17 protein-coding genes are annotated in these 20285 nt (G+C 64.9%); 10 read left to right on the top strand and 7 right to left on the bottom strand.

Annotation, left to right across the window (positions count from 1 at the left end; genetic code table 11):
* The first annotated feature begins 82 nt into the window (after window positions 1–82).
* Complete coding sequence (kch, locus tag CAL22_RS19195) at window positions 83–1255, top strand: voltage-gated potassium channel protein (protein ID WP_094815892.1); 1173 nt, start codon at window positions 83–85, stop codon at window positions 1253–1255.
* A gap of 17 nt (window positions 1256–1272) precedes the next feature.
* Here the strand turns inward: kch and gspF are convergent, their stop codons facing one another.
* Entirely contained in the window at window positions 1273–2466 is a 1194-nt protein-coding gene (gspF, locus tag CAL22_RS19190; protein ID WP_094815890.1) for a type II secretion system inner membrane protein GspF, read from the bottom strand.
* A 137-nt stretch (window positions 2467–2603) separates the two neighbouring features.
* Here gspF and gspD point away from each other — a divergent pair, with 137 nt between their 5' ends.
* From gspD to CAL22_RS19170, 4 genes are all read left to right on the top strand, one after another.
* The gene (gspD, locus tag CAL22_RS19185; protein ID WP_094816806.1) at window positions 2604–5180 is read left to right on the top strand and encodes a type II secretion system secretin GspD; all 2577 of its coding nucleotides are present in this window, start codon (window positions 2604–2606) and stop codon (window positions 5178–5180) included.
* Window positions 5177–6601: a type II secretion system ATPase GspE gene (gspE, locus tag CAL22_RS19180; protein WP_094815888.1), complete on the top strand. Its 1425-nt coding sequence runs from the start codon at window positions 5177–5179 to the stop codon at window positions 6599–6601. The genes gspD and gspE overlap by 4 nt, the downstream gene beginning before the upstream one ends.
* A 238-nt stretch (window positions 6602–6839) precedes the next feature.
* Complete coding sequence (locus CAL22_RS19175) at window positions 6840–7388, top strand: fimbrial protein (protein WP_094815886.1); 549 nt, start codon at window positions 6840–6842, stop codon at window positions 7386–7388.
* Between the two features lie 321 nt (window positions 7389–7709).
* Window positions 7710–8267: a fimbrial protein gene (locus CAL22_RS19170; RefSeq protein ID WP_432264322.1), complete on the top strand. Its 558-nt coding sequence runs from the start codon at window positions 7710–7712 to the stop codon at window positions 8265–8267.
* Window positions 8268–8344: 77 nt separating this feature from the next.
* On the opposite strand, the gene CAL22_RS19165 is transcribed toward CAL22_RS19170, so the two are convergent.
* From CAL22_RS19165 to CAL22_RS19155, 3 genes are all read right to left on the bottom strand, one after another.
* Window positions 8345–9307 (bottom strand): Bug family tripartite tricarboxylate transporter substrate binding protein, encoded by a 963-nt coding sequence (locus tag CAL22_RS19165; RefSeq protein WP_094816804.1) that lies wholly within the window; start codon window positions 9305–9307, stop codon window positions 8345–8347.
* A gap of 73 nt (window positions 9308–9380) precedes the next feature.
* Window positions 9381–9719 carry a hypothetical protein gene (locus CAL22_RS19160; RefSeq protein ID WP_094815882.1) on the bottom strand — a complete coding sequence of 113 codons (339 nt, stop codon included), beginning with the start codon at window positions 9717–9719 and terminating at the stop codon, window positions 9381–9383.
* Window positions 9720–9759: 40 nt separating this feature from the next.
* Entirely contained in the window at window positions 9760–11190 is a 1431-nt protein-coding gene (locus tag CAL22_RS19155; protein WP_094815880.1) for an FAD-binding oxidoreductase, read from the bottom strand.
* A gap of 257 nt (window positions 11191–11447) precedes the next feature.
* Here CAL22_RS19155 and CAL22_RS19150 point away from each other — a divergent pair, with 257 nt between their 5' ends.
* Genes CAL22_RS19150 through CAL22_RS19140 form a run of 3 tightly spaced genes read left to right on the top strand, consistent with a single transcriptional unit; the run spans window position 11448 to window position 13358 of the window.
* A complete protein-coding gene (locus CAL22_RS19150; RefSeq protein WP_094815878.1) occupies window positions 11448–11810 on the top strand; it encodes a YidH family protein in 363 nt (120 codons plus the stop codon).
* Window positions 11807–12121: a DUF202 domain-containing protein gene (locus CAL22_RS19145; RefSeq protein WP_244193945.1), complete on the top strand. Its 315-nt coding sequence runs from the start codon at window positions 11807–11809 to the stop codon at window positions 12119–12121. Before CAL22_RS19150 ends, CAL22_RS19145 begins: the two co-directional genes overlap by 4 nt.
* A 10-nt stretch (window positions 12122–12131) precedes the next feature.
* Window positions 12132–13358 (top strand): PLP-dependent aminotransferase family protein, encoded by a 1227-nt coding sequence (locus CAL22_RS19140; RefSeq protein ID WP_094815874.1) that lies wholly within the window; start codon window positions 12132–12134, stop codon window positions 13356–13358.
* Between the two features lie 28 nt (window positions 13359–13386).
* Here CAL22_RS19140 and CAL22_RS19135 read toward each other — a convergent pair whose 3' ends face one another.
* The gene (locus CAL22_RS19135; protein WP_094815872.1) at window positions 13387–14217 is read right to left on the bottom strand and encodes an IclR family transcriptional regulator; all 831 of its coding nucleotides are present in this window, start codon (window positions 14215–14217) and stop codon (window positions 13387–13389) included.
* 70 nt (window positions 14218–14287) lie between these two features.
* Entirely contained in the window at window positions 14288–14782 is a 495-nt protein-coding gene (locus CAL22_RS19130) for an Lrp/AsnC ligand binding domain-containing protein (RefSeq protein ID WP_094815870.1), read from the bottom strand.
* Between the two features lie 124 nt (window positions 14783–14906).
* On the opposite strand from CAL22_RS19130, the gene putA reads away from it, so the two are divergent.
* Together putA and CAL22_RS19120 are read left to right on the top strand one after the other, a co-directional pair.
* On the top strand, window positions 14907–18650 hold the full coding sequence (gene putA, locus CAL22_RS19125) for a trifunctional transcriptional regulator/proline dehydrogenase/L-glutamate gamma-semialdehyde dehydrogenase (RefSeq protein ID WP_094815867.1): 3744 nt from the start codon (window positions 14907–14909) through the stop codon (window positions 18648–18650).
* Between the two features lie 317 nt (window positions 18651–18967).
* On the top strand, window positions 18968–19519 hold the full coding sequence (locus tag CAL22_RS19120; RefSeq protein ID WP_432264321.1) for a fimbrial protein: 552 nt from the start codon (window positions 18968–18970) through the stop codon (window positions 19517–19519).
* A gap of 4 nt (window positions 19520–19523) precedes the next feature.
* Here CAL22_RS19120 and CAL22_RS19115 read toward each other — a convergent pair whose 3' ends face one another.
* A complete protein-coding gene (locus CAL22_RS19115; protein ID WP_094815863.1) occupies window positions 19524–20285 on the bottom strand; it encodes a general secretion pathway protein GspN in 762 nt (253 codons plus the stop codon).

Genomic DNA, 20285 nt, shown 5'->3' with positions numbered 1-20285 from the left:
TCCAATACGGAATGCGCCAGGCCAGTTTTTTTCCGGGTCGCGCTGCTACACTTTGGCAGCCTTGGCCCACCGGTTATCTGTGATGCTTCTCCCGCTGCGTTCCACGTTTGCGCGTTATCTGCCCGTACATCTGTTGCTGGCGATCGCGGTCGCGCTGGACGGTTATCTGCATTTGAAGTCCGTCTTCGTGCATGCCGGGCGGCCCAACTTCGATTTCTTTGCCAGTTTCGAAACCTGGCGAGGCGCCATCGACGCCGTCGGCCTGTTCGATGCCCCGCGCACCTTGCTCGGCCTGTGCCTGGTCTTTATGGCGCTAGGCTTGCTGCTGCGTGCACGGGTCGCCTGGGCGTTTTCTCTGCTCAACCTCGCCGTCATCGGCGTGCTCGGCTTTCTGGGCACGGCCAGCCCGGTGCTGGAGATTTACACCTTCGCCGTCTTCGCCCTGTTGCTGGGGGCCTGGCCGCGCTTTGACCGGGCCAGCGTGGCGGCAGGCAGCCTGTACGCGGTCATCGCCATCTGCTCCTTGCTGGCCTATGCGGTCTTTGGCAGCCTGTATCTGGGTTCGGAGTTCGCCCCGCCCATCAATGACATGGACGCCGCCGTGTATTTCTCGGTGGTGACGATGTCCACGGTCGGTTATGGCGACATCGTGCCGCACACCGTCGTGGCGCGCTATTTCACCTTGTCCATGATCATTCTGGGCATTACGGTATTTGCCACCTCCGTCAGCGCGATCGCCGGGCCGGTGATAGGCGGCAACGTCAAACGAATCATCAAAGGCAGGATTGCTCACGCCATGCGTCACGATCACATCATCCTGGCCGGCGCCTCCGCGCTGGCCTGCGCGGTCTACCCCGTGCTGCGCGCGCACGGTTATCCCGTCACGGTCATCGTGCCCGAGGATGTCGAGCACACCTATCCCGAGGATGCCGACCTCATCCAGGGCGACGCCTCGACCTCCGCCGTCTTGACGCAGGCCGGCGTCAGCAAGGCGCGCTACGTGCTGGCGCTGCATGGCGACGACGCCGAGAACGCCTTCATCGTGCTGGCCGCCAAGGACGTCGCCGGGCCCGACACCAAGACGGTGGCGGTGGCCAATACGCCCGAGCATATGACCAAGCTCAGTCGTGTGCAGCCGGATATCGTCTTCTCGCTGCAGCAATTGGTGGGCGAGTTGCTGGCGCGCACCCTGAGCGGCGAAAAAATCGACCAGACCTTCGTCGACAGCCTCTTTACCGGCAGCAAGAACGCCTGATCCCGGCGGCTTGCCGCTCAACGGATGAGCTGGTTCATGTCCAGGATGGGCATCATCACGGCTAGCACGATCAACAGCACGAAGCCGCCCATTACCAGAATGAGCGCCGGCTCGAGCAGCGCCGTCATGGCCAGGGCGCGGCGCTCCAGGTCGCGTGAGAGGTTGCGCGCGCACTGATCCAGGAGTTCGGGCAGGCGGCCGGTTTTCTCGCCGCTGGCCACCAGATGGATGAGCAGGGGCGGCAAGACTTTGCGGCTGGCCAGCGCGGCCGATAAGGGCACGCCCTTACCGACCTGCTCGGCGGCGTCCTGCACGGCCGCGCGCAGGACGTCGTTGGTCATCGTGCGCCGTGCGGCGTCCAGCGCGGCCAGAATCGGCACACCGCTGCCGGCCAGGATGGCCAGCGTCGACGCAAAGCGCGCCGCGTTCACGCCCAGTACGAAGCGGCCCATCAAGGGCAAGCGCATCAGGCGGCCATGCCAGGCGGCGCGCGCGGCCGGCAGCTGCAGGCTGTAGCGCCACAGCCCGGCCGCGAGGACGATGGCCAGCGCGCTTAACCCGCCCCAGTCGCGCACATAATCCGAAAGCGCCAGCATGATGCGGGTCAGCAGCGGCAGTTGCTGCTTGGCCTGGCTGAACGCCGTGACCACCTGCGGCACGACATAGCCCAGCAGAAAAATCACGATCAACACGGACACGGCGGCCACCACGACCGGATAGATGAAGGCCGTGAGGACCTTGCTGCGCAAGGCATTGCGCTCTTCGATGTAGTCGGCCAGCTTGTCCATGACTTGCGACAGATCCCCCGACTCTTCTCCGGCGCCGATGAGGGCGCGATAGATCTCCGGAAAATCCCGTGGCCGCGCCGCCAGGGCGCCGGAGAGCCGGTGCCCGGCGCGCACATCGTCGCGCACGCCGGTCAGCACGCTGGCGACGTGGCGCTTTTCCGCCTGCTCCAGCGTCACCGTCAAGGCCGCGTCCAGCGGCAGGCGGGCCGCCAGCAGGCTGGCCAGTTGGCGCGTCAGCCAGGCCAGATCGGCATCGCTCAGCCTGGCGCGCAATACGCTGTCGTGGCTGGCGCGCGCCGTCGAAATCGGAAAGAGCCCTCGGCCGCGCAACTGATTGCGCGCGCTGCGCTCGGTATCGGCCTCCAGGGTGCCACGGACGATCTTGCCCAGAGCGTCGCTGGCCTCGTAACGAAAGGAGGGCATGTCATCTGCCTGTAATGCAAGGGCTGCGGGCCCGTCAGATTGGCGCTGAAATATGACCGTAGTATTGCACCGTCATACTCGCCGCTCTCAGGCGCTGTGCGCTGCTCTTGTTGATGGCTTCCAAGCCCATAATCGTCATGCGTTCCTTTCTGTCAGTCGGTCTCGCCCTGGCGCTGGCCGCCGCCCTTCCTCCTTCTGCGCAAGCGCAGCCAAGCGCCGGGAGCACTCGCGGCACTCCGGACGGCAACGTCAGCCTGAACTTCGTGGAGACGGACATCCCGGCCGTCGTGCGCGCGATCTCCCTGTTCACCGAGCAGGACTTCCTCATCGATCCGCGTGTCAAAGGCAAAATCACGCTCGTGTCCGACAGGCCTGTTTCCCGCGCGCAGGCACTGGCCATGCTGAGCGGGTCGCTGCGCCTGCAGGGCTTCTCCATGGTGGAGGTCGGCGGCATCATGCGTGTGGTGCCGGAAGCCGACGCCAAACTGCAAGGCAGTGCCGTGAGCACGGCCGGACGCCCCGCTAGCGGGCCCGTGCCGGTGGCGGATTTTCTGCGTGGCGCGGCAGGCGGGCAGATGATGACGCGGGTCTTTCCGCTGCGCTATGAGAATGCGGCCAATCTCGTGCCGGTGCTGCGCCCCATGGTGCCGCCGAACAATCCGGTCAATGCCTATCCGGGCAACAACACGCTGGTGGTGACCGATTACGCGGACAACCTGGACCGCATCGCCGAAGTCATCGCGCGCATCGACGTGCCCAGCGCCATCTCCACCGATGTAGTGCCGCTCAAAGGCGGCATCGCGGCCGACATCGCCGCCTTGGCGTCGCAGCTGCTCGACACGCAAAGCAACGATCCCACGCAACGCGTGACGGTGGTGGCCGACCCGCGCAGCAACAGCGTGCTGGTGCGCTCCGGCAGCGCGGGGCGCACCCGCCTGGCGCGCGAGCTCATCCTCAAGCTCGACGCCCAGCAGTCGGTCGAGAGCAATCTGCACGTGGTCTATCTGCGCAACGCGCAGGCCACCCGTATCGCCGAAGTGCTGGGCGGCCTGCTGACCGGTCAGGCCAGCAACCAGGCTGGCAGCGCCGCAGGCGCGGCCAACAGCGCCTCGCGCAGCGTGAGCAGCGCGGCGGGCGGCACGCAGGCCGCGCGCACGCAGACGACGGCCGTCTCCTCCGGCACATCCAGTGGCGGCCTGAGCGGCTCGAACGAGCGCATCACCCGCGAAGAGGCCAGTACTCAGCCTGTCTCATTCAGCGCCGGCGGGGCCACGGTACAGGCCGACCCCACCTCGAACTCGCTCATCATCTCCGCGCCCGAGCCGCTGTATCGCAATCTGCGCACGGTGATCGACCAGCTCGATCAGCGGCGCGCGCAGGTGCTGGTCGAGAGTCTCATCGTCGAAGTCTCGATGGACAAGGCCGATGAGTTCGGCATTCAGTGGATGACCGGCGCGGGCAACATCAACAGCAACGGCACGAGTTTCGTGGGCGGCACCAATCTGGGCGGCAGCGGCCTGGGGACTTCCAGCGGCGCAACCTCGCTCGATCTGCTGGGCAACGGCTTGAGTTTGGGCGTCGTCAAGGGCACGGTGGATGTGCTGGGCAACTCGGTGATCAACCTGGGCGTCATCGCGCGGGCCATGCAGAACAGTGGCGATGCCAACATCCTGTCCACGCCCAATCTGCTTACCCTGGACAATCAGTCGGCCACGATTCTGGTGGGCAAGACCGTGCCCTTTGTGACCGGGCAGTACGTCACCTCGGGCAGCAGCGGCAGCAGCAATCCTTTCCAGACCATCGAGCGTGAGGATGTCGGCCTGAAGCTCAATATCCGGCCGCAGATCTCCGAGGGGGGCGCGGTCAAGCTGGATATCTACCAGGAGGTCAGCAGCATCGACGAGGCCAGTTCCTCGACCGCGGCCGGCGTGGTCACCAACAAGCGCGCGATCGACACCAGTGTGCTGGTCGAAGACGGCCAGATCATTGTGCTGGGCGGATTGCTGCAAGATAGCGTGACGCAGGGCACTAACGGGGTGCCCGGGCTGTCTTCCATCCCGGTGCTGGGCGCGCTGTTTCGCTATGACACCCGCAAGCGCAGCAAAACCAATCTGATGGTGTTTCTGCGTCCCTACGTCGTGCGCGATGCGCAACGCGCCGCCTCGCTTACCATGGACCGCTACGACTACATGCGGCGCCAGCAGGCGGGCGCGCAGCCCGACGCGCACTGGCTGCTGCCGGACATGCAGGGCCCGCAGATCCCGCCGATGGGCGCGCGGGGCGGGGTGTCCAACAACCTTTATGACGCGCGCCCCGGGAGCGACGGCCAGGCCCCGCGCCGTGCGCCGGCTGTGGCGACGCCGTCGGCGGCCGTGCGTCAGTCGCCCGCGGTGTATCCCAGCCTGGAGGAGCAGCCCATCCGGGTGACCGCCCCGGTGTCGATCAGCGTGGCCATCGATCCCACGACGCTGGCCTCGGCCGCGCCAGGCGAGGGGACGGTGCTGCAGCTGGCCGCCGTCAAGGAGCAGAAGGCCGCCGACGCCATCGCGCGCCGGGTCCTGGCCAGCGGGCTGTCGGCCTATGTGCAGCCCGGTCCGGACGGGGCAGGGTATGTGGTGCGCAGCCAGGTCGCCAACGATGCCGGTACGGTGCAGACTGCCACGACCCTGCTGCGCGAAATGGGCTACCCCGCCCAGGTGGTCAGCCGCCTATGAGCGCGCATCCCCTGCCTTATGCATGGGCCCGCGCCCAGCGCGCGGTGCTGGGCCTCAGCGGCGGCCAGGCGCGGCTGACCGTCAGCCCGCGCACGCCGGCCTGGGCCGTGCAGGAAGTGCGCCGCCGCTATGGCGAGGTCGCGCTCAGCGAAGTGGACGATCAGGCGTTGGAGACCCTGCTGACGGCCAGCTATACGCACGGCGAGGACGCCGCCTCGGTCATGGGCGTGGCCGAGAATGAGGTCGACCTGGATCGTTTGCTGCAGGACATGCCGGAGGTGGCCGACCTGCTGGAAGCGCAGGACGACGCGCCGGTCATCCGGATGATCAATGCCTTGTTCGCCCAGGCTGCGCGCGATAACGCCAGCGACATCCATATCGAAGCATTCGAAACCCGCTCCGCCGTGCGCTTCCGCGTCGACGGCACCTTGCGTGATGTCGTGACGCCACGCAAGGCGTTGCACGCCGCGCTCATCTCCCGCATCAAGATCATGGCGCATCTGGATATCGCCGAGAAACGCCTGCCGCAGGATGGGCGCATCGCGCTGCGCGTGGGCGGGCGGCCGATCGATGTGCGGGTGTCGACGTTGCCCACCGGGCATGGCGAGCGCGCCGTGCTGCGCCTGCTGGACAAAGAGGCGGGGCGCCTGCAGCTGGAGCGCCTGGGTATGAGCCCGGCGGTGCTGGGCCAGCTGGATGCGCTCATTAGGCAGCCGCACGGCATCGTGCTGGTGACGGGGCCGACGGGCAGCGGCAAGACGACCACGCTCTATGCCGCGCTCAGCCGCCTGGACGCGGCCACGAGCAATATCCTCACCGTCGAGGATCCCATCGAGTACGACCTGCCGGGCGTGAGCCAGACGCAGGTCAACGCCAAGATCGACATGAGCTTCGCGCTCGCCCTGCGCGCCATCTTGCGCCAGGATCCCGACGTCATCATGATCGGTGAAATCCGTGACCTGGAGACGGCGCAAATCGCCGTGCAGGCGTCGTTGACCGGCCATCTGGTGCTGGCCACGCTGCACACCAATGACGCCGTCTCCGCCGTGACGCGCCTGGTGGATATGGGGGTGGAACCTTTTCTGCTGGCCTCCTCGCTCTTGGGCGTGCTGGCGCAAAGACTGGTGCGGCGGCTATGCCCGGAGTGCAAGTCGCCTGTAGAGCCGGGCGGCCTGCACTATCGCGCCGTGGGTTGCCCTGCCTGCAACCACAGCGGCTACGCGGGACGCTCCGGCATCCATGAACTCTTCATCGTGGACGACGCCGCGCGGGCCCTCATACACGACGGGCGCGACGAGCGCGCGCTGCGCGCCGCCGCCACCGCGGCGGGCCTGCGCAGCATGCGCGACGACGGCCAGCGCTGGGTGGATGCCGGGCAGACCTCGGCCGAGGAAATCCTAAGAGTCACGCGCGACGATTGAGCCGCCCGTCTGGTTTTCAAGAATCGCGTTCGGGCTGGTGCGCCTCGTAACGTGGCGGGAGCCGGAAACCCGCCACGTCAACACGCGCTGCATCCTACACCCGCCACGCGGCACACTGCGGATCTCGATTTGGGAGAAACACATGACGAACCGACAGAGCAATGTCTCCGCAATCCGCAATCCGTAATCCGCAATTGAGTGCGTAAAGCTCGTCGCCGCCTCGCTGGCGATTGCCGGCATGATGCCCACCCCCGCACGGGCGGTCGATGGCACCATCACCATCAATGGCGAGATCACCGATCAGACCTGCAGGATCGAGGGCAAGGATCCACCGCACAATCTGATCGTCAATTTGCCTAAGATAGGTCGAACTGCTCTGAAAGCCGTCAATGTCACCGCGGGCGCCACGCCCTTCGAGATCAAGCTGACGGACTGCCCAACAACATTGAATGGCAAGGTCAAAGCCTATTTCGAGCCCTATGCGACGACCGACTACGGCACGGGAAATCTGATCGCCTACACCACGACGAATGCTGTCACGACACCCGCGTCGTCCATCAATACACCGGCCACGGTGTTCAAATCGGTACAGATTCAGCTTGCCAACCCCGACGGTAAGACCATCAAGGTTGGGGTGGACTCCGCATCGCAAAGCGCCCAGCAGACCACGATCGCAAACCAGAAGGCGACACTACGGTATTTGGCGCGCTACATCAAAACTGGCTCGGATCCCATCAATGCCGGCAAACTGGTGACTTACGTTCAGTACTCCATCGTCTACCCATGAGCCCCTCTGCGGCGTAGCCGTCTGGTTTTTTCAGGCGGCGGGGCCTGCAGCGCGCCGAGGTGAAGGCGCGCTAGGGAGAAAGGAGCCACGGCAACGCGCGCTCCCTCCCACACGTGGGCTGCGGCACACTGCGGCTCTCGCTTCGGGAGATCACCATGACGGATAACGCCCACCATGTCTCTATCATTAATCGTCCGCAGTCCGCAGTCCGCAGTCCGCAGTCCGCAGTCCGCAGTCCGCAGTCCGCAGTCCGCAGTCCGCAGTCCGCAGTCCGCAATTGAATGCGTAAAGCTCGTCGCCGCGTCGCTGGCGATTGCCGGCATGATGCCCACGTCGGCGCGGGCAGTGGATGGCACCATCACGATTAATGGCGAGATCACCGATCAGACCTGCAAGATCAACAGCGCTGATCCGCCGTACAACCTGATCGTGAATTTGCCCAAGATAGGCGTTAAGGCGATCCCAAAAGCCAATGACATAGCGGGTGCGACGCCTTTCCTTATCAAGCTTACCGATTGCCCTTCGTCCTTGAACAACAGCAAGGTAAGAGCCTACTTCGAACCGGGGTCCACTACCGACTACGGTACAGGTAACCTCGTTGCTTATACGGAAAGCACACCTAAGAGCAAAGCGGAGTCGTCGATTCCAAGTCTGAGTAGTGCGTCGGTATTTAGCAATGTTCAGATCCAATTGGCAAACCCGAACGGCAAGACGATCAAGGTGGGTGCGGACGCTGCAACACAGCTGGCTCAGGATGTAGAAATTACCAACCAATCGGCCACGCTGCGTTACCTCGCCCGTTATGTCAGAACCTCCACCAATGCAGTCACGGCCGGAAAACTGGTCAGCTATGTCCAGTACTCGATCGTCTATCCCTGAGGGACGAAGGCCGGTCCCGGCCTCGTCTTGGTGGCATCGCTGCCGTGACAGCGTGGGCGGAGGGTGGCCAGCGAGAACTAGTTCTTGCCGTTGATGCCGGCTTCTTGCACCACTTTTTTCCAGCGCTCCTGTTCTTTGGCGATGGAGGCCTGGTAGTCCTTGGGGCCTTGATAGTCCCGTTGCAAGCCGAGCGCCGCGAGCTTCTCTGTCGTCTCTTTCTCGTCGAGCACCTGCGCGATATCCGCAGCCAGGCGGTTGACGACGGCGTCGGGGGTTTTGGCCGGTGCCACGAAGCCGAACCAGGACCGCACATCGAAGTCCTTGAGGTCTGAGGCTTCTTCTACCGTCGGGACCGACGGCAGCGCCGAGCTGCGGACGTTGGTCGCGACCGCGAGCGCCTTGAGCTTGCCCGCCTTGACGTACTGGCCCGCCAGCGCCGAGGTCAGCGCCATCATGTCAACCCGCCCGGCCAGCAGGTCTGAGAGTGCGTCGGACTGCCCCTTGTAGGGCACGTGCACCATGTCGGTGTGAGTCTGCTGCGACAGCAGTTCGCCTGTCAGGTGGTTGGAGGTGCCGACGCCCGGGGAGGAGTAGGTCAGCGGCGAGCCGGTTTTCGCCTTGGCGAGTAGCTCTTGGAAGGTGTTGGCGGGGTTGTTGGGGTTGACCACGATGACATTCGGAATCATCCCGACGTTGGCGATGGCGGTGAAATCCTTGGTCGGAGACCACTTCACGCCGTCCATCACACTCGGCAATACCGAGAAGTAGGTGCTGACGGTCAACAGGGTGTAGCCATCCGCCGGGCTGTTGGCCACGTAGGCCGTGCCGATCGAGCCACCGGCGCCTGCCCGGTTCTCGATGATCACCGGTTGCCCGTACTTGGTCGACAAGCGCTCGCCGACGATGCGGGCGATGGAATCCACCACCCCGCCGGCCGAGAACGGCACCACCAAGGTAATCGGTTTGGTGGGGTAATCAGTCTGCGCAGACCAGGCCGTGCTCGACAGTCCGAGCACGGCAATCGCCGCGATTGATCGCATCAATGCGTTCATGTCTTCCTCCAGTTTCCTGGTGCTCAAGCCTTGGCATCATCGGCCAGGCCGGCACGCTGTTTTAGTTGTGCAGTTGACCGGGGAGGTCACCGCTGCTGCCGCAGATCTCGAAGTACTCGACGTGGGGATCATATGACTCCAGGCGCTTTTGCGTGCTCTCTTTCACGATGGCGTCGTGCAGCGAAGCGCCCTTGGCGAACAGTTTGACGGCGTCCATGTCGCGCCAGTAACTCAGATACAGCAGTTCGAACTTGTCGCCGATCTGCTTCTTGGACAGCGAGGCGCCCAGGTTGCCGTCGAGCGCCGCCATTTCCTTGAAGGTGGTGGCTTGAAGATGGGCGACATACTCGTCGATGACGGCTTGCGAGGCGGCGACGGCGCGCCAGGATCGGATGATCATGTGTATTCCTGAAGGATGAAAAGGGGCGTTAAAGAGGGCGTTAGTCGGCGTTCTGTTCCACAACCTTGCCCGGGTTGAGAATCCCTTTGGGATCCAGCGCGCGTTTGATGTCCTGCATCATTCGCAGACGCGGTCCGGCCTTGTAGTGGCTGAGATAGCCTTTTTTTGCGGTACCGATGCCGTGTTCGGCCGAGAAAGAACCATGAAGCTGGATGACCAGGTCATAGATCAGCGCGCGGAGCTCCGGCTCGACCGCGGCGGTCTGCGCCGCGCGTTGCTGCAGCGGGGCGGTATGGACACTGAAATGCAGGTTTCCATCGCCCAGATGGCCGAAGTTCACGACCTTGAGCGCACCGAAGCGCTGCTCCAGCGCCTTGGCGGCGCGAGCCAGGAAAGGCGCGATGGCGGAAACCGGCAACGCAATATCGAAATTGACGACGTGGGGCAGTTTGGCCTGAGCAAGCACAATGTGCTCCCGTATCCGCCAGAAGCCTTTGGCACGCTGCAAACTATCGGCCAGCGCGGCATCGGCCACCACGCTGCGCTCGAGGGCCAGTTCGAGGAGACGCTCGATCTGCTCCTGCAGCGCGATCGCCGGGCCTCGCGCGTCGGCCTGGAGCAGCACCCAGTAGCCCACGGCCGGATCGTGAAGAAACGGCACCGTCGTGTCCGGGAACTGTTGCTCCACCAGCGTCAGGCTGGTGCGATTCATGATCTCGAAGCTGCTCAAGGCGCTGCCCAGCTCAGCCTGGCATAGCGCCAGGAGGGCGACGGCGGCCTCAACGTCCGGCACGCCAAGCCAGGCGCATAGCGATGCGTCGGGCGCATCCAGTATCTTGAGCGTGGCGGAGGTGATGATGCCCAGACACCCTTCACTGCCGATCATCAGATTGCGCAGGTCAAAGCCTGTGTTGTCTTTACGCAGGCCGCCCAGTTCGGAGATCAGTTCGCCTTGCGCAGTGACGAATTCCAAGCCGAGGCACAGGTCGCGCGCGTTGCCAAAGCGCAGGGCCTGGGCGCCGCCGGCATTGGTCGCGAGGTTGCCGCCAATCGTGCAGCTGCCCTCTGAGCCCAAGCTCAACGGAAACAGCAATCCGGCATCAGCCAGCGCCTCGCGCAGGTGTTGTAGCGTGCAACCGGCCTCGACGGTCACGGTCATGTTGGGCCGGTCGATGTGTCTCACGGCCTTGAGCCGGCAGAGGTTCAGGAGGATTTGAGTTCCCGTGGCATCGGGGATGGCGCCGGCTGCCAGCCCGGTGTTGCCGCCTTGGGCCACCAGGCCGATGTGCCAGGCATCGCACAGGCGCACCACGCGGCTGACTTCGTCGGCCGTGGCCGGGCGCACCAGCGCCAGCGCCACACCCGAGACCTGGCCGCGCCAGTCTGCCTCATACGGCGCTTTGTCGGCCCCGGTCAGGACGTTGGCCTCGCCGACAATGGCCCGCAATTGATCCAGAATTTCGTCGCTCATGCGGCGAATCCGTAGCCGTTCATGATGATCCCGCCTTATTTCGTTCGGCAGGATTGTCTTTCGGGGGCTGCCCGCGGGCAACGGCTGTTTCGCTGTGCGGTTCAGGGGGGCCTGAGGCCGGTTTTTGCACGGCAGGCGTTTTGCAGGGTGAAACGCCCGCTGCGGCGTCTGCCGCCATGCTTTATGGTCCGCCCTCGTGCCCGAGAACGCGAGGGCGTGGCCTGGCGTTCAGGCCTGAGGTTAGGGATCGCTCCAGAATGAAAGAACACACATGCCAGCCTTGGTATCGCCAAGGATCGGATCCGGATTATCGATTTTCTCTCGCCAATGAGAGGACTTTCCTGGCCTGGGTGCGCACGACCTTGGCCTTCGTTGCCGCCGCCGTGGTGCTGGATCAGATCGCCGAGCACGCCGCGGCCCCGACCGGGCCCAGAACGCTGGCGCTGATGCTGTCCGTGCTGGGCTTCGCGCTGGCGGCCGGCGCCTATTTTCGCTGGCGAGCCAATGAGGTGGCCATGCGTCATGGCCGGCCCCTGCCGGTGTGCAAGGCGCAGGCAGGGCTGGCGGCCGGGATTTCGCTGGTGGCGGCGGCCGTGACGCTATGGATATTGCGCGGGTGAGCGACCCGGGATTGCAGCCTGAACGCACGCGCCTGGCCTGGCAGAGAACGGGCCTGGCCTGTTGGGCGCTGGGCCTGCTGTGGCTGCGCACGGCGCTCTTATCCGGCCCCGGCATGGGCAGTTGGGCAGCGGGCATTGCCGCGGGGGCCTGCGTGTGCACCGCCGCGGCGGCGGGCCGGCACTGCCGCGGGTCTGCGGCGGCGCCGCCTGCCCGGCGCATGGCGGCGCTGTCCGCCAGCCTGGCCTGCCTGCTGCTGGCGAGCGGTGTGTGGTTGCTTGCCCGTTTGCTCTGTGACACGCGCTTTTCTTGAATGACTCCCCATGACAGCTTTGGCCATGATCGACGACAAATTTTCCCATTACTTCAAAAACCCCGAAGGCTCGCCCATCCGTGCCCTGTTCCCTTATCTGCGGGACCCCGCGATCATTGGCTTTGCCGGCGGCAATCCCGCCGCCGACGTCTTCGACGTGCCGGGTTTGCAGGACGCGATGGCCGAGGCGATGCAAACCCCGGCCGACGCCTGGGCGCAATACTCCGCCACCGAAGGCTTGCCGCGGCTGCGCCACGCCATTCTCGGCGACATGCGGCGTCGCGGGATGGTGGTCGAGGACGCCTCCCTGCTGCTGACGGCAGGCTCGCAGCAGGCGCTCGATCTCATCGCTCGCGTTCTGGTCAACCCCGGTGACGAGATCCTCGTCGAGCGTCCCACTTATCCCACGGCGATCCAGACGTTCAAGGCGAGCGGTGCGCAGCTGGTCGGGGTGCGCAGTACGGCCGATGGCATTTGCCTCGCGCATTTGCGCGAGATCCTGCTGAGCCGGCCGCGCCATGCACGGCCCAAGGCGCTGTACTGCGTTCCCACCTACGGCAACCCGACGGGCAAGACGTTCAGCGAAGCGAACCGCCGGTCCTTGCTCGCCCTGGCCCGGGAGTTCGATCTGCTGATCATCGAAGACGATCCGTACAGCGCCCTCAGTTTCGAGCCCGCCGGCGTATCCCGCATGTATGACCTCGCGCAAGGCGATCCGCAAACCCAGGATCGGGTCATTTATCTGTCCAGCCTGTCCAAGGTCATGGCGCCGGGGATGCGTATCGGCTGGATGGTCGCCGCGCCTTCGCTGGTGCGCCGCTGCGCCATCGCCAAGCAGTCTGTCGATCTGTGCTCGAGCACATGGACGCAGGCAGCGGCCGCCGTTTACCTCGAGGCGGGACGGCTCGATGCGCATATCGAGCGCGCCAGACGCGTCTACGCACAGCGAGCCCAAGCCATGCAAACGGCGTTGCACGACTTGCTGGGCGAGCGCTTTGCCTTCGAGCGGCCTGGCGGCGGGATGTTCATCTGGGGGAAATTTTCCGATGGCATCAGCGCGCAAGCCGTTCTGGAACACGCCATTCGGGCCGGCGTGGTCTTCGTGCCCGGCACGGCGTTCTACGCGGACCAGCCAGAGGGCAGTACCGCAAGGCTGTGTTTCTCGATGTGCACGCCCGAGCGGATCGGCGAAGGCGTGGCGCGCTTGCGCCGGGCCCTGGATGCCTGCGCCGCCTAGGGGCCGCTGCCGGTCGGCGTAAGGGTGCCTACGTGCTGGTGGCGTGCAGCACGGCAATCCGTTTGGCGGCCGCGGTCAGCATGGGGGCCAGCTTTGCGAGATCGATCTGCTTGTTCGCCTGCTTGGAGAGGGTGCAGTTGATCGCGGCCGGATCGACCGACAGGGGCAAGGGGATATACGTGGCGATGGCATCGATGTCCGACAGCCACGGGCCACGTGCCCTGCAATACCCCTCGGCACGAAACAAGGCTTCGTCGGCTTGCAGATACTCCAGGCCGGTGGGGTAGGCGGCGGGGTCGGACAGCTTGATGCGATTGAGCAACTGCTCGCGTTGCCGGCCCTGGTGCGCCAGTACCAGCGCGCGGCCGATGGCACTGTGCAGTAAAGGGCTGAGGCTGCCGACGTCGGGCAGATAGGGGTTGGCCAGATCGGAACGCAAGGAGTCGATGTAAATCGCCTGGACCCGCTCCTGGGTAGCGAGGTTGACGGTGCAGCCCGTGGCGGAAGCCAGTTCCTGCAAAACGGGGCGGGCGAGTTGCCTCAACCGCATGCCTCCGAGTACCGGATGGGCCAGGGATAACACGGCTGCGCCCAGGCGATAGGCGCCTGCCTCGTCCTGGCGCAGATAGCCAAAGGCCGTCAGGGTGTAGGTCAGGCGCGAGACGGTCGCTTTTGGCAGGCCGGTTCTGTCGGAAATGGCACGATTGGTCAGCACGGGCGCGGCCGCCGTAAAGGCCCGCAGAACCTCCAGGCCCCGAGCCAGATTCATCGAAAACTGGCGGTCTTCGCCGCCCGAGCTGGCTTCCTCGATGGCAGGAGAGAGCCGGCGTGCCGGCTTCACTTTGGGATTGGCATCCATATCGCCTCTTTCGGCATGGCGGGAGTTCGGGCAGGGCGGGAGGCGGCTGCCCGCGTGGGCCAGGCGCGGCTCATTCGAAGACGCGATTGGGGCGGATATCCAGGGCCATGGACTCTTTCACTTCTTCCATGACCGCGAAGGTGCGCGTCTCGCGAATACCGGGTAACTCCCAGAGCACGCGGCCGGCGAAGTCGCGGTAGGCCGCCATGTCGTGGTGGCGCGTCTTGAGCAAATAGTCGAAGCCGCCGGCGACCATATGGCACTCCATGACTTCCGGACGCACTTGGACCGCGGCTTTGAATTCATGGAAGACATTGGGCGTGGTGCGGTCCAGCAAGACCTCGACGAACACCAGCAAGCCTGCGCGCAGCTTGCGCGGATTCAGGCGGGCCTCGTAGCCGAGGATGTATTGCTCGCGCGCCAGCCGTTGTACCCGCGCCAAGACCGCCGTCGGCGACAGAGACACGGCCTCGGCCAGTCGGGTGTTGGGGATGCGGCCATCGCGCTGCAGCAGATCCAGCAACTGCACATCTATCCGGTCGAGTTGATACGCCTGATCGTTCATTGAGTAATCGCCAGCAAAGCGGAATAAAAACAGAGAAAAACTCTGACTTTGTGGCGGCATGATAACGCCTGATTTCAGCAGATCAAGTTATTGCTTCAAATAATTAAGAGTCAAGGTGCAAACCATGCAGTCAGGCATTGCTCACGCGTTCCCCGCTTCGAACCCGGCTGCGGCCGCCATCACGCCCTTACCGCCCCGATCCGCGTTGCGCGCGCGCATTACGGCGGCCTGGCGCTTACCCGAGACCGAGGCGGTGCCCGATTTGATCGCCGCAGCGCGCTTGCCGGCCGCGCTGCAGGCACGCAGCCAGGCCCTGGCCACCAAGGTGGTCACGGCCCTGCGCGCGGGGCAAGGGCGCGGCGGCAAGGCCGGACTGGTGCAGGGCCTGTTGCAGGAATTCTCGCTGTCGTCGCAGGAAGGCATTGCTTTGATGTGCCTGGCCGAGGCGCTCTTGCGCATCCCGGATACGGCCACCCGGGATGCGCTCATCCGCGACAAGCTCAAAGACGGCGATTGGGCGGCCCATCTGGGCCGGGGCCAGTCCCTGTTCGTCAATGCCGCCGCCTGGGGGTTGATGCTGACCGGCAAGCTGGTCGAGGCGCGCAGCGCGCAGGGTATGGGCGCCGGGCTGATGCGTATGCTGGCCAAAGGGGGCGAGCCGCTGGTGCGAAAAGGGATCGACGTCGCGATGCGGATGATGGGCGAGCAATTCGTGACCGGCGAGACGATTGAGCAGGCGCTCACGAATGCGCGTCCGCTGGAATCACAGGGGTTTCGCTACTCCTACGACATGCTGGGCGAGGCGGCCATGACAGCGCAGGACGCGCGACGCTACCTCGCGGATTACGAACAGGCGATTCATGCCATTGGCAAGGCGGCCGCCGGTAAAGGGGTGTACGAAGGGCCGGGGATCTCCATCAAGCTGTCGGCGCTGCACCCCCGCTATACCCGGGCGCAGTACGACCGCGTGCAAGATGAGCTCTATCCCGTTTTGCTCGGTTTGGCCCAGCTCGCGCGCCGGTACGACGTGGGCTTGAACATCGACGCCGAAGAGTCCGATCGCCTGGAGCTGTCGCTGGATTTGCTCGAGCGGCTGTGTTTCGAGGAATCCCTGCAGGGCTGGGAGGGCATCGGGTTTGTCATTCAGGCATACCAGAAGCGCTGCCCGGCCACGATCGATTTTCTGATCGATCTGGCGCGGCGCAGCCGGCACCGTCTGATGGTCAGATTGGTCAAGGGCGCATACTGGGATTCGGAGATCAAACGCGCCCAGGCCGATGGCCTGGCGGACTATCCGGTCTACACCCGCAAGGCGTACACCGACATCGCCTACATCGCGTGCGCGAAGCGATTGCTGCAGGCGCCAGAACAGATCTATCCCCAGTTCGCCACGCACAATGCCCAGACACTGGCCACCCTCTACGAAATGGCCGGCCCGGACCGTTATCACGCCGGGCAGTACGAGTTTCAGTGCCTGCACGGAATGGGCGAGCCGTTGTATGAGCAAGTCGTCGGCCCAGGCAAACTGAACCGTCCCTGCCGGATCTACGCGCCGGTCGGCACACACGAGACGCTGCTGGCCTACCTCGTACGCCGGCTGCTCGAGAACGGCGCCAATACGTCTTTCGTCAACCGGGTGGCGGATCCGACGATCGCGCCGGAGGCGCTGGTCCAGAACCCGATCGACGTCGCGCAAGCCTGGGCGCGGCAGGAGGGCGCCCTGGGCCTGCCGCATCCGGATATTCCGGCGCCTTCGGCGCTCTACCAGCCCGTACGGGACAATGCGCCGGGGATGGACCTGGCTTGCGAAACCGTGCTTGCGCGTCTGGATGCGGCGCTTGCACAGGCAAAGGCCACAACCCTCGTGGGCGGCCCCTTGCTGGCGCACCCTGCTTCGGACGAGGGTGCCCAGGCGCAGCCTGTCGTCAACCCGGCTGACCACCGGGATGTGCTGGGCTCGTTAAAGACGATAGCCGTGGCCGACATCCACACCGCCATCGCCTCGGCCGACGCCTATGCCCCCCAATGGGCCAAGGTGCCACCCGGCCAGCGCGCCGCCGCGTTGTCCCGAACGGCCGATCTGCTGCAGGCGCATACGGATCGCCTCTTGATATTGCTCGTGCGCGAAGCAGGCAAGACGTATGCCAATGCCGTCGCCGAGATCCGCGAGGCGGAGGATTTCCTGCGCTATTACGCCGCGCAGGTGCTAGCGGACTTCAACAATGTGACGCATCCTCCCTTGGGCGTTGTGACCTGCATCAGCCCGTGGAATTTCCCGCTGGCGATCTTTGCCGGCCAGGTGGCGGCCGCACTGGCAGCGGGCAATGTGGTGCTGGCAAAACCCGCGGAGCAAACCACGCTGGTGGCCATCGAGGCCGTGCGCCTGTTCTGGGAGGGTGGAGTTCCTCCCCAGGCCCTGCAACTGATACCCGGGCCCGGCAAAGTGGTCGGTCCGTATCTGGTCGATGACGATCGGGTTCAGGCGGTCATGTTTACGGGGTCTACCGAGGTGGCGCGGCACTTGCAGCGCGTGCTGGCTCGACGGCTGACGCGCGGCGGCCAACCCGTGCCGCTGATTGCGGAGACGGGCGGCCAGAACGCGATGATCGTCGACTCCTCGGCCCTGGCCGAGCAAGTCGTGCAAGACGTCGTCATGTCGGCCTTTGACAGCGCTGGCCAGCGCTGCTCGGCATTGCGCGTGCTGTGCGTGCAGGATGACGTCGCCGGGCGTTTGAAGGAGATGCTGGAGGGCGCCATGCAGGAGCTCTGCGTCGGCCCGCCGACGCAGCTGTGCAATGACGTCGGGCCGGTCATCGATGCCCGCGCCAAGGACACGATCGACGCCCACATTGCTGCCATGAAACAAAACGGCCGGCGCGTCGTGCAACTGGCCCGGGATACCGTGGGCGGCGACAGGGCGGGGACCTATGTGCTGCCGACGCTGATCGAGATTCCCTCGCTGTCGGACCTCAAACGGGAAGTGTTCGGGCCTGTGCTGCATTTCCTGACTTTCCGTCGCGATGCGCTGGATGGCGTGTTGGCGGAGATCCGCGAGACGGGCTATGGGCTGACGATGGGCATTCACTCCCGCATCGAGGACACTATCGCGCATATTGCGCAGCAATCCAATGCCGGCAATCTTTACGTCAATCGGAACATGGTCGGCGCGGTGGTCGGCGTGCAGCCCTTTGGCGGCCAGGGATTGTCTGGTACCGGGCCCAAGGCCGGCGGCCCGCTGTATCTCTACCGGCTTCTGGCCGCCTTGCCGCCGACGGCCTTTCGCACGCCGTTCGGTGTGGCGTCTGCGCAGCCGCCGGCGGCTGGCGCTACCGGGGCGTGCGCGTATGAGGCCCTGCAGGCATGGGGGCGGCCGCGCGGCTATCGGTATGACGACACGCCTTACTTCTTCCTGCAGACGCAGGTCTGGGAGCTGGCCGGGCCGACGGGCGAGCGCAATCTCTACGAGACCCGCCCGCGACGAGCGATTTACTGCCATGCGGACAACCCGGCGGATTTCAATGCGCAATTGGCAGCGGTCTTGCGGGTGGGCGCTACGGCGATTCTCGATGCGCGGTCGGCGGCCGCGCGGGAGTTTCACGCCTCGCTGCCGGATACGCTGCGGGCCTCGCTGCATTTGTCATCCGCCATCGAGCAAACGCCTTTCGATGCCGCGATATGCCATGGTGAGGGTGACGTCATTCTGCAGCACTTGTCGGAGATGGCCGCAAGACCCGGCGAGATCGTCAATGTCATCGCCCTGCCTTCAGGCGAGGTGCATGTGCCGCTGTACCGGTTGATCACCGAGCTTGCGGTGAGCACCAACACGGCAGCAGCGGGAGGTAATGCCTCGCTCATGACCATGGCCTAGGCAGACCCCGAAGGCGTCTGGTTATGGTTTGCAGGCTCAAGGGGGCGGTTCAGAGGAGGGGGAGGCGCATGCGGAAAGCGGCCACGTGATTGCGCGCCACCTCCCACGGGTCTGTAACGGCACACTGCGGCTCTCGCTTCGGGAGATCACCATGACGGATAACACCCACCATGTCTCTATCGTTAATCGTCCGCAGTCCGCAGTCCGCAGTCCGCAGTCCGCAGTCCGCAGTCCGCAGTCCGCAGTCCGCAGTCCGCAGTCCGCAGTCCGCAATTGAATGCGTAAAGCTCGTCGCCGCGTCGCTGGCGATCGCCGGGATGATGCCCACCCCGGCGCGGGCGGTGGATGGCACCATCACGATCAATGGGGAGATCACCGATCAGACCTGCAAGATCGAAGGTAAAGATCCTCCCTATGATCTGATCGTCAATCTGCCCAGGATCGGCACTACTGCCCTCAAGAAGGTGAACGACACCGCTGGGGCAACGGCTTTCGAAATCAAACTCTCACAATGTTCGGCGACACTGGACAACCAATCGGTGAAAGCTTACTTTGAGCCATATTCCACGACAGATTACGGCACCGGAAACCTGATCGCTTATCAAATGGCCCAACCGGTTACCCAAGCGAAGTCTTCCATCCCGTCGCCAGCTACAGTCTTTAAAGCCGTGCAGATCCAGCTTGCCAACCCAGATGGAAAGACTATCAAAATGGGGGTGAATACCGACACACAAGCGGCGAAGAGCGTAAAGGTCACCAATCAGGCCGCGACGCTGCGTTATCTGGCACGCTACGTGAAAAGCACGCACGAATCCATCACCGCCGGCAAGCTGGTGAGCTACGTCCAATATTCCATCGTCTACCCCTGAGGCGTCACGGCGTCTGGTGCGCCGGCGCCGCAGTCCTGTTCCCAAAGCTCACGACGTCGCCCTGACGGCGCCCCAGCGCGCTCAATAGACTCTCGAGCGCGCGGCGCTGGCTGGCGTCGATGCCGGGCGCAAAGGTGGCGCGGCCCGAGAACTGCAGCCCTTGGGCATCGGCGCTGCCTTGGCCATCGATCTGCAGCAAGCCGCCTTCGGTGGCCAGCGCCAGCGCGGCGCTGCGTCCGCCTGCGCCCTGAAGCCGCATCACATAGTTGCCGATGCGGGGCAGGGGCGCCAGCGCCGTGCTGGCATCCTGCCAGCGCAGTTGCGCGAGCGGCCCTTTGGCCAGGGCGGCGGTATTCAGGTCCTGCCAACGCAGGTCCAGCATGCCGCCGGGGTTGAGCGTATTCCACGGGGCGCCCAATGCGGTCAGGACCGTGGCCGGAGCACGCAAGTTTTGCGCGCTGATGCGCCAGCCATCGAGGGCCGGCGTCAGCGTCAGCGGGCCTTGCAGCCAGGGGTGGCTGGCCACGATCTGCCGGCCGGACCAGCGCCAGTGCACGGGTTCGGCAAGCAAGCGCCGCTGCCCGGGCGCACCCAAGGCAATCCAGGCGCGGCCTTCCCATAGCGTGCCCTGCGCGTCGGCCAGGCTGATCAGCGCATCGGGTGGCTGAGCGATCAGCAGCCAGCGCGCCGGCAGGACGCAGAGCGCGGCCACGACCGCGCAGGCCGTCAGCCCCAGACCCGCCCAGGCGGTGTGCCAGCGTGTCAT

Source organism: Bordetella genomosp. 12 (genome assembly GCF_002261355.1).
GTDB lineage: Bacteria > Pseudomonadota > Gammaproteobacteria > Burkholderiales > Burkholderiaceae_B > Bordetella.
The sequence above is the reverse complement of the archived record's forward strand: the minus strand, read 5'-3'. Positions and strand labels throughout refer to the sequence as shown.

Coding starts and splice junctions, on each gene's coding strand:
- kch (WP_094815892.1), top strand. CDS start 83: ATGCTTCTCCCGCTGCGTTCCACGTTTGCGCGTTATCTGCCCGTACAT.
- gspF (WP_094815890.1), bottom strand. CDS start 2,466: ATGCCCTCCTTTCGTTACGAGGCCAGCGACGCTCTGGGCAAGATCGTC.
- gspD (WP_094816806.1), top strand. CDS start 2,604: ATGCGTTCCTTTCTGTCAGTCGGTCTCGCCCTGGCGCTGGCCGCCGCC.
- gspE (WP_094815888.1), top strand. CDS start 5,177: ATGAGCGCGCATCCCCTGCCTTATGCATGGGCCCGCGCCCAGCGCGCG.
- CAL22_RS19175 (WP_094815886.1), top strand. CDS start 6,840: ATGATGCCCACCCCCGCACGGGCGGTCGATGGCACCATCACCATCAAT.
- CAL22_RS19170 (WP_432264322.1), top strand. CDS start 7,710: ATGATGCCCACGTCGGCGCGGGCAGTGGATGGCACCATCACGATTAAT.
- CAL22_RS19165 (WP_094816804.1), bottom strand. CDS start 9,307: ATGCGATCAATCGCGGCGATTGCCGTGCTCGGACTGTCGAGCACGGCC.
- CAL22_RS19160 (WP_094815882.1), bottom strand. CDS start 9,719: ATGATCATCCGATCCTGGCGCGCCGTCGCCGCCTCGCAAGCCGTCATC.
- CAL22_RS19155 (WP_094815880.1), bottom strand. CDS start 11,190: ATGAGCGACGAAATTCTGGATCAATTGCGGGCCATTGTCGGCGAGGCC.
- CAL22_RS19150 (WP_094815878.1), top strand. CDS start 11,448: ATGAAAGAACACACATGCCAGCCTTGGTATCGCCAAGGATCGGATCCG.
- CAL22_RS19140 (WP_094815874.1), top strand. CDS start 12,132: ATGACAGCTTTGGCCATGATCGACGACAAATTTTCCCATTACTTCAAA.
- CAL22_RS19135 (WP_094815872.1), bottom strand. CDS start 14,217: ATGGATGCCAATCCCAAAGTGAAGCCGGCACGCCGGCTCTCTCCTGCC.
- CAL22_RS19130 (WP_094815870.1), bottom strand. CDS start 14,782: ATGAACGATCAGGCGTATCAACTCGACCGGATAGATGTGCAGTTGCTG.
- putA (WP_094815867.1), top strand. CDS start 14,907: ATGCAGTCAGGCATTGCTCACGCGTTCCCCGCTTCGAACCCGGCTGCG.
- CAL22_RS19120 (WP_432264321.1), top strand. CDS start 18,968: ATGATGCCCACCCCGGCGCGGGCGGTGGATGGCACCATCACGATCAAT.
- CAL22_RS19115 (WP_094815863.1), bottom strand. CDS start 20,285: ATGACACGCTGGCACACCGCCTGGGCGGGTCTGGGGCTGACGGCCTGC.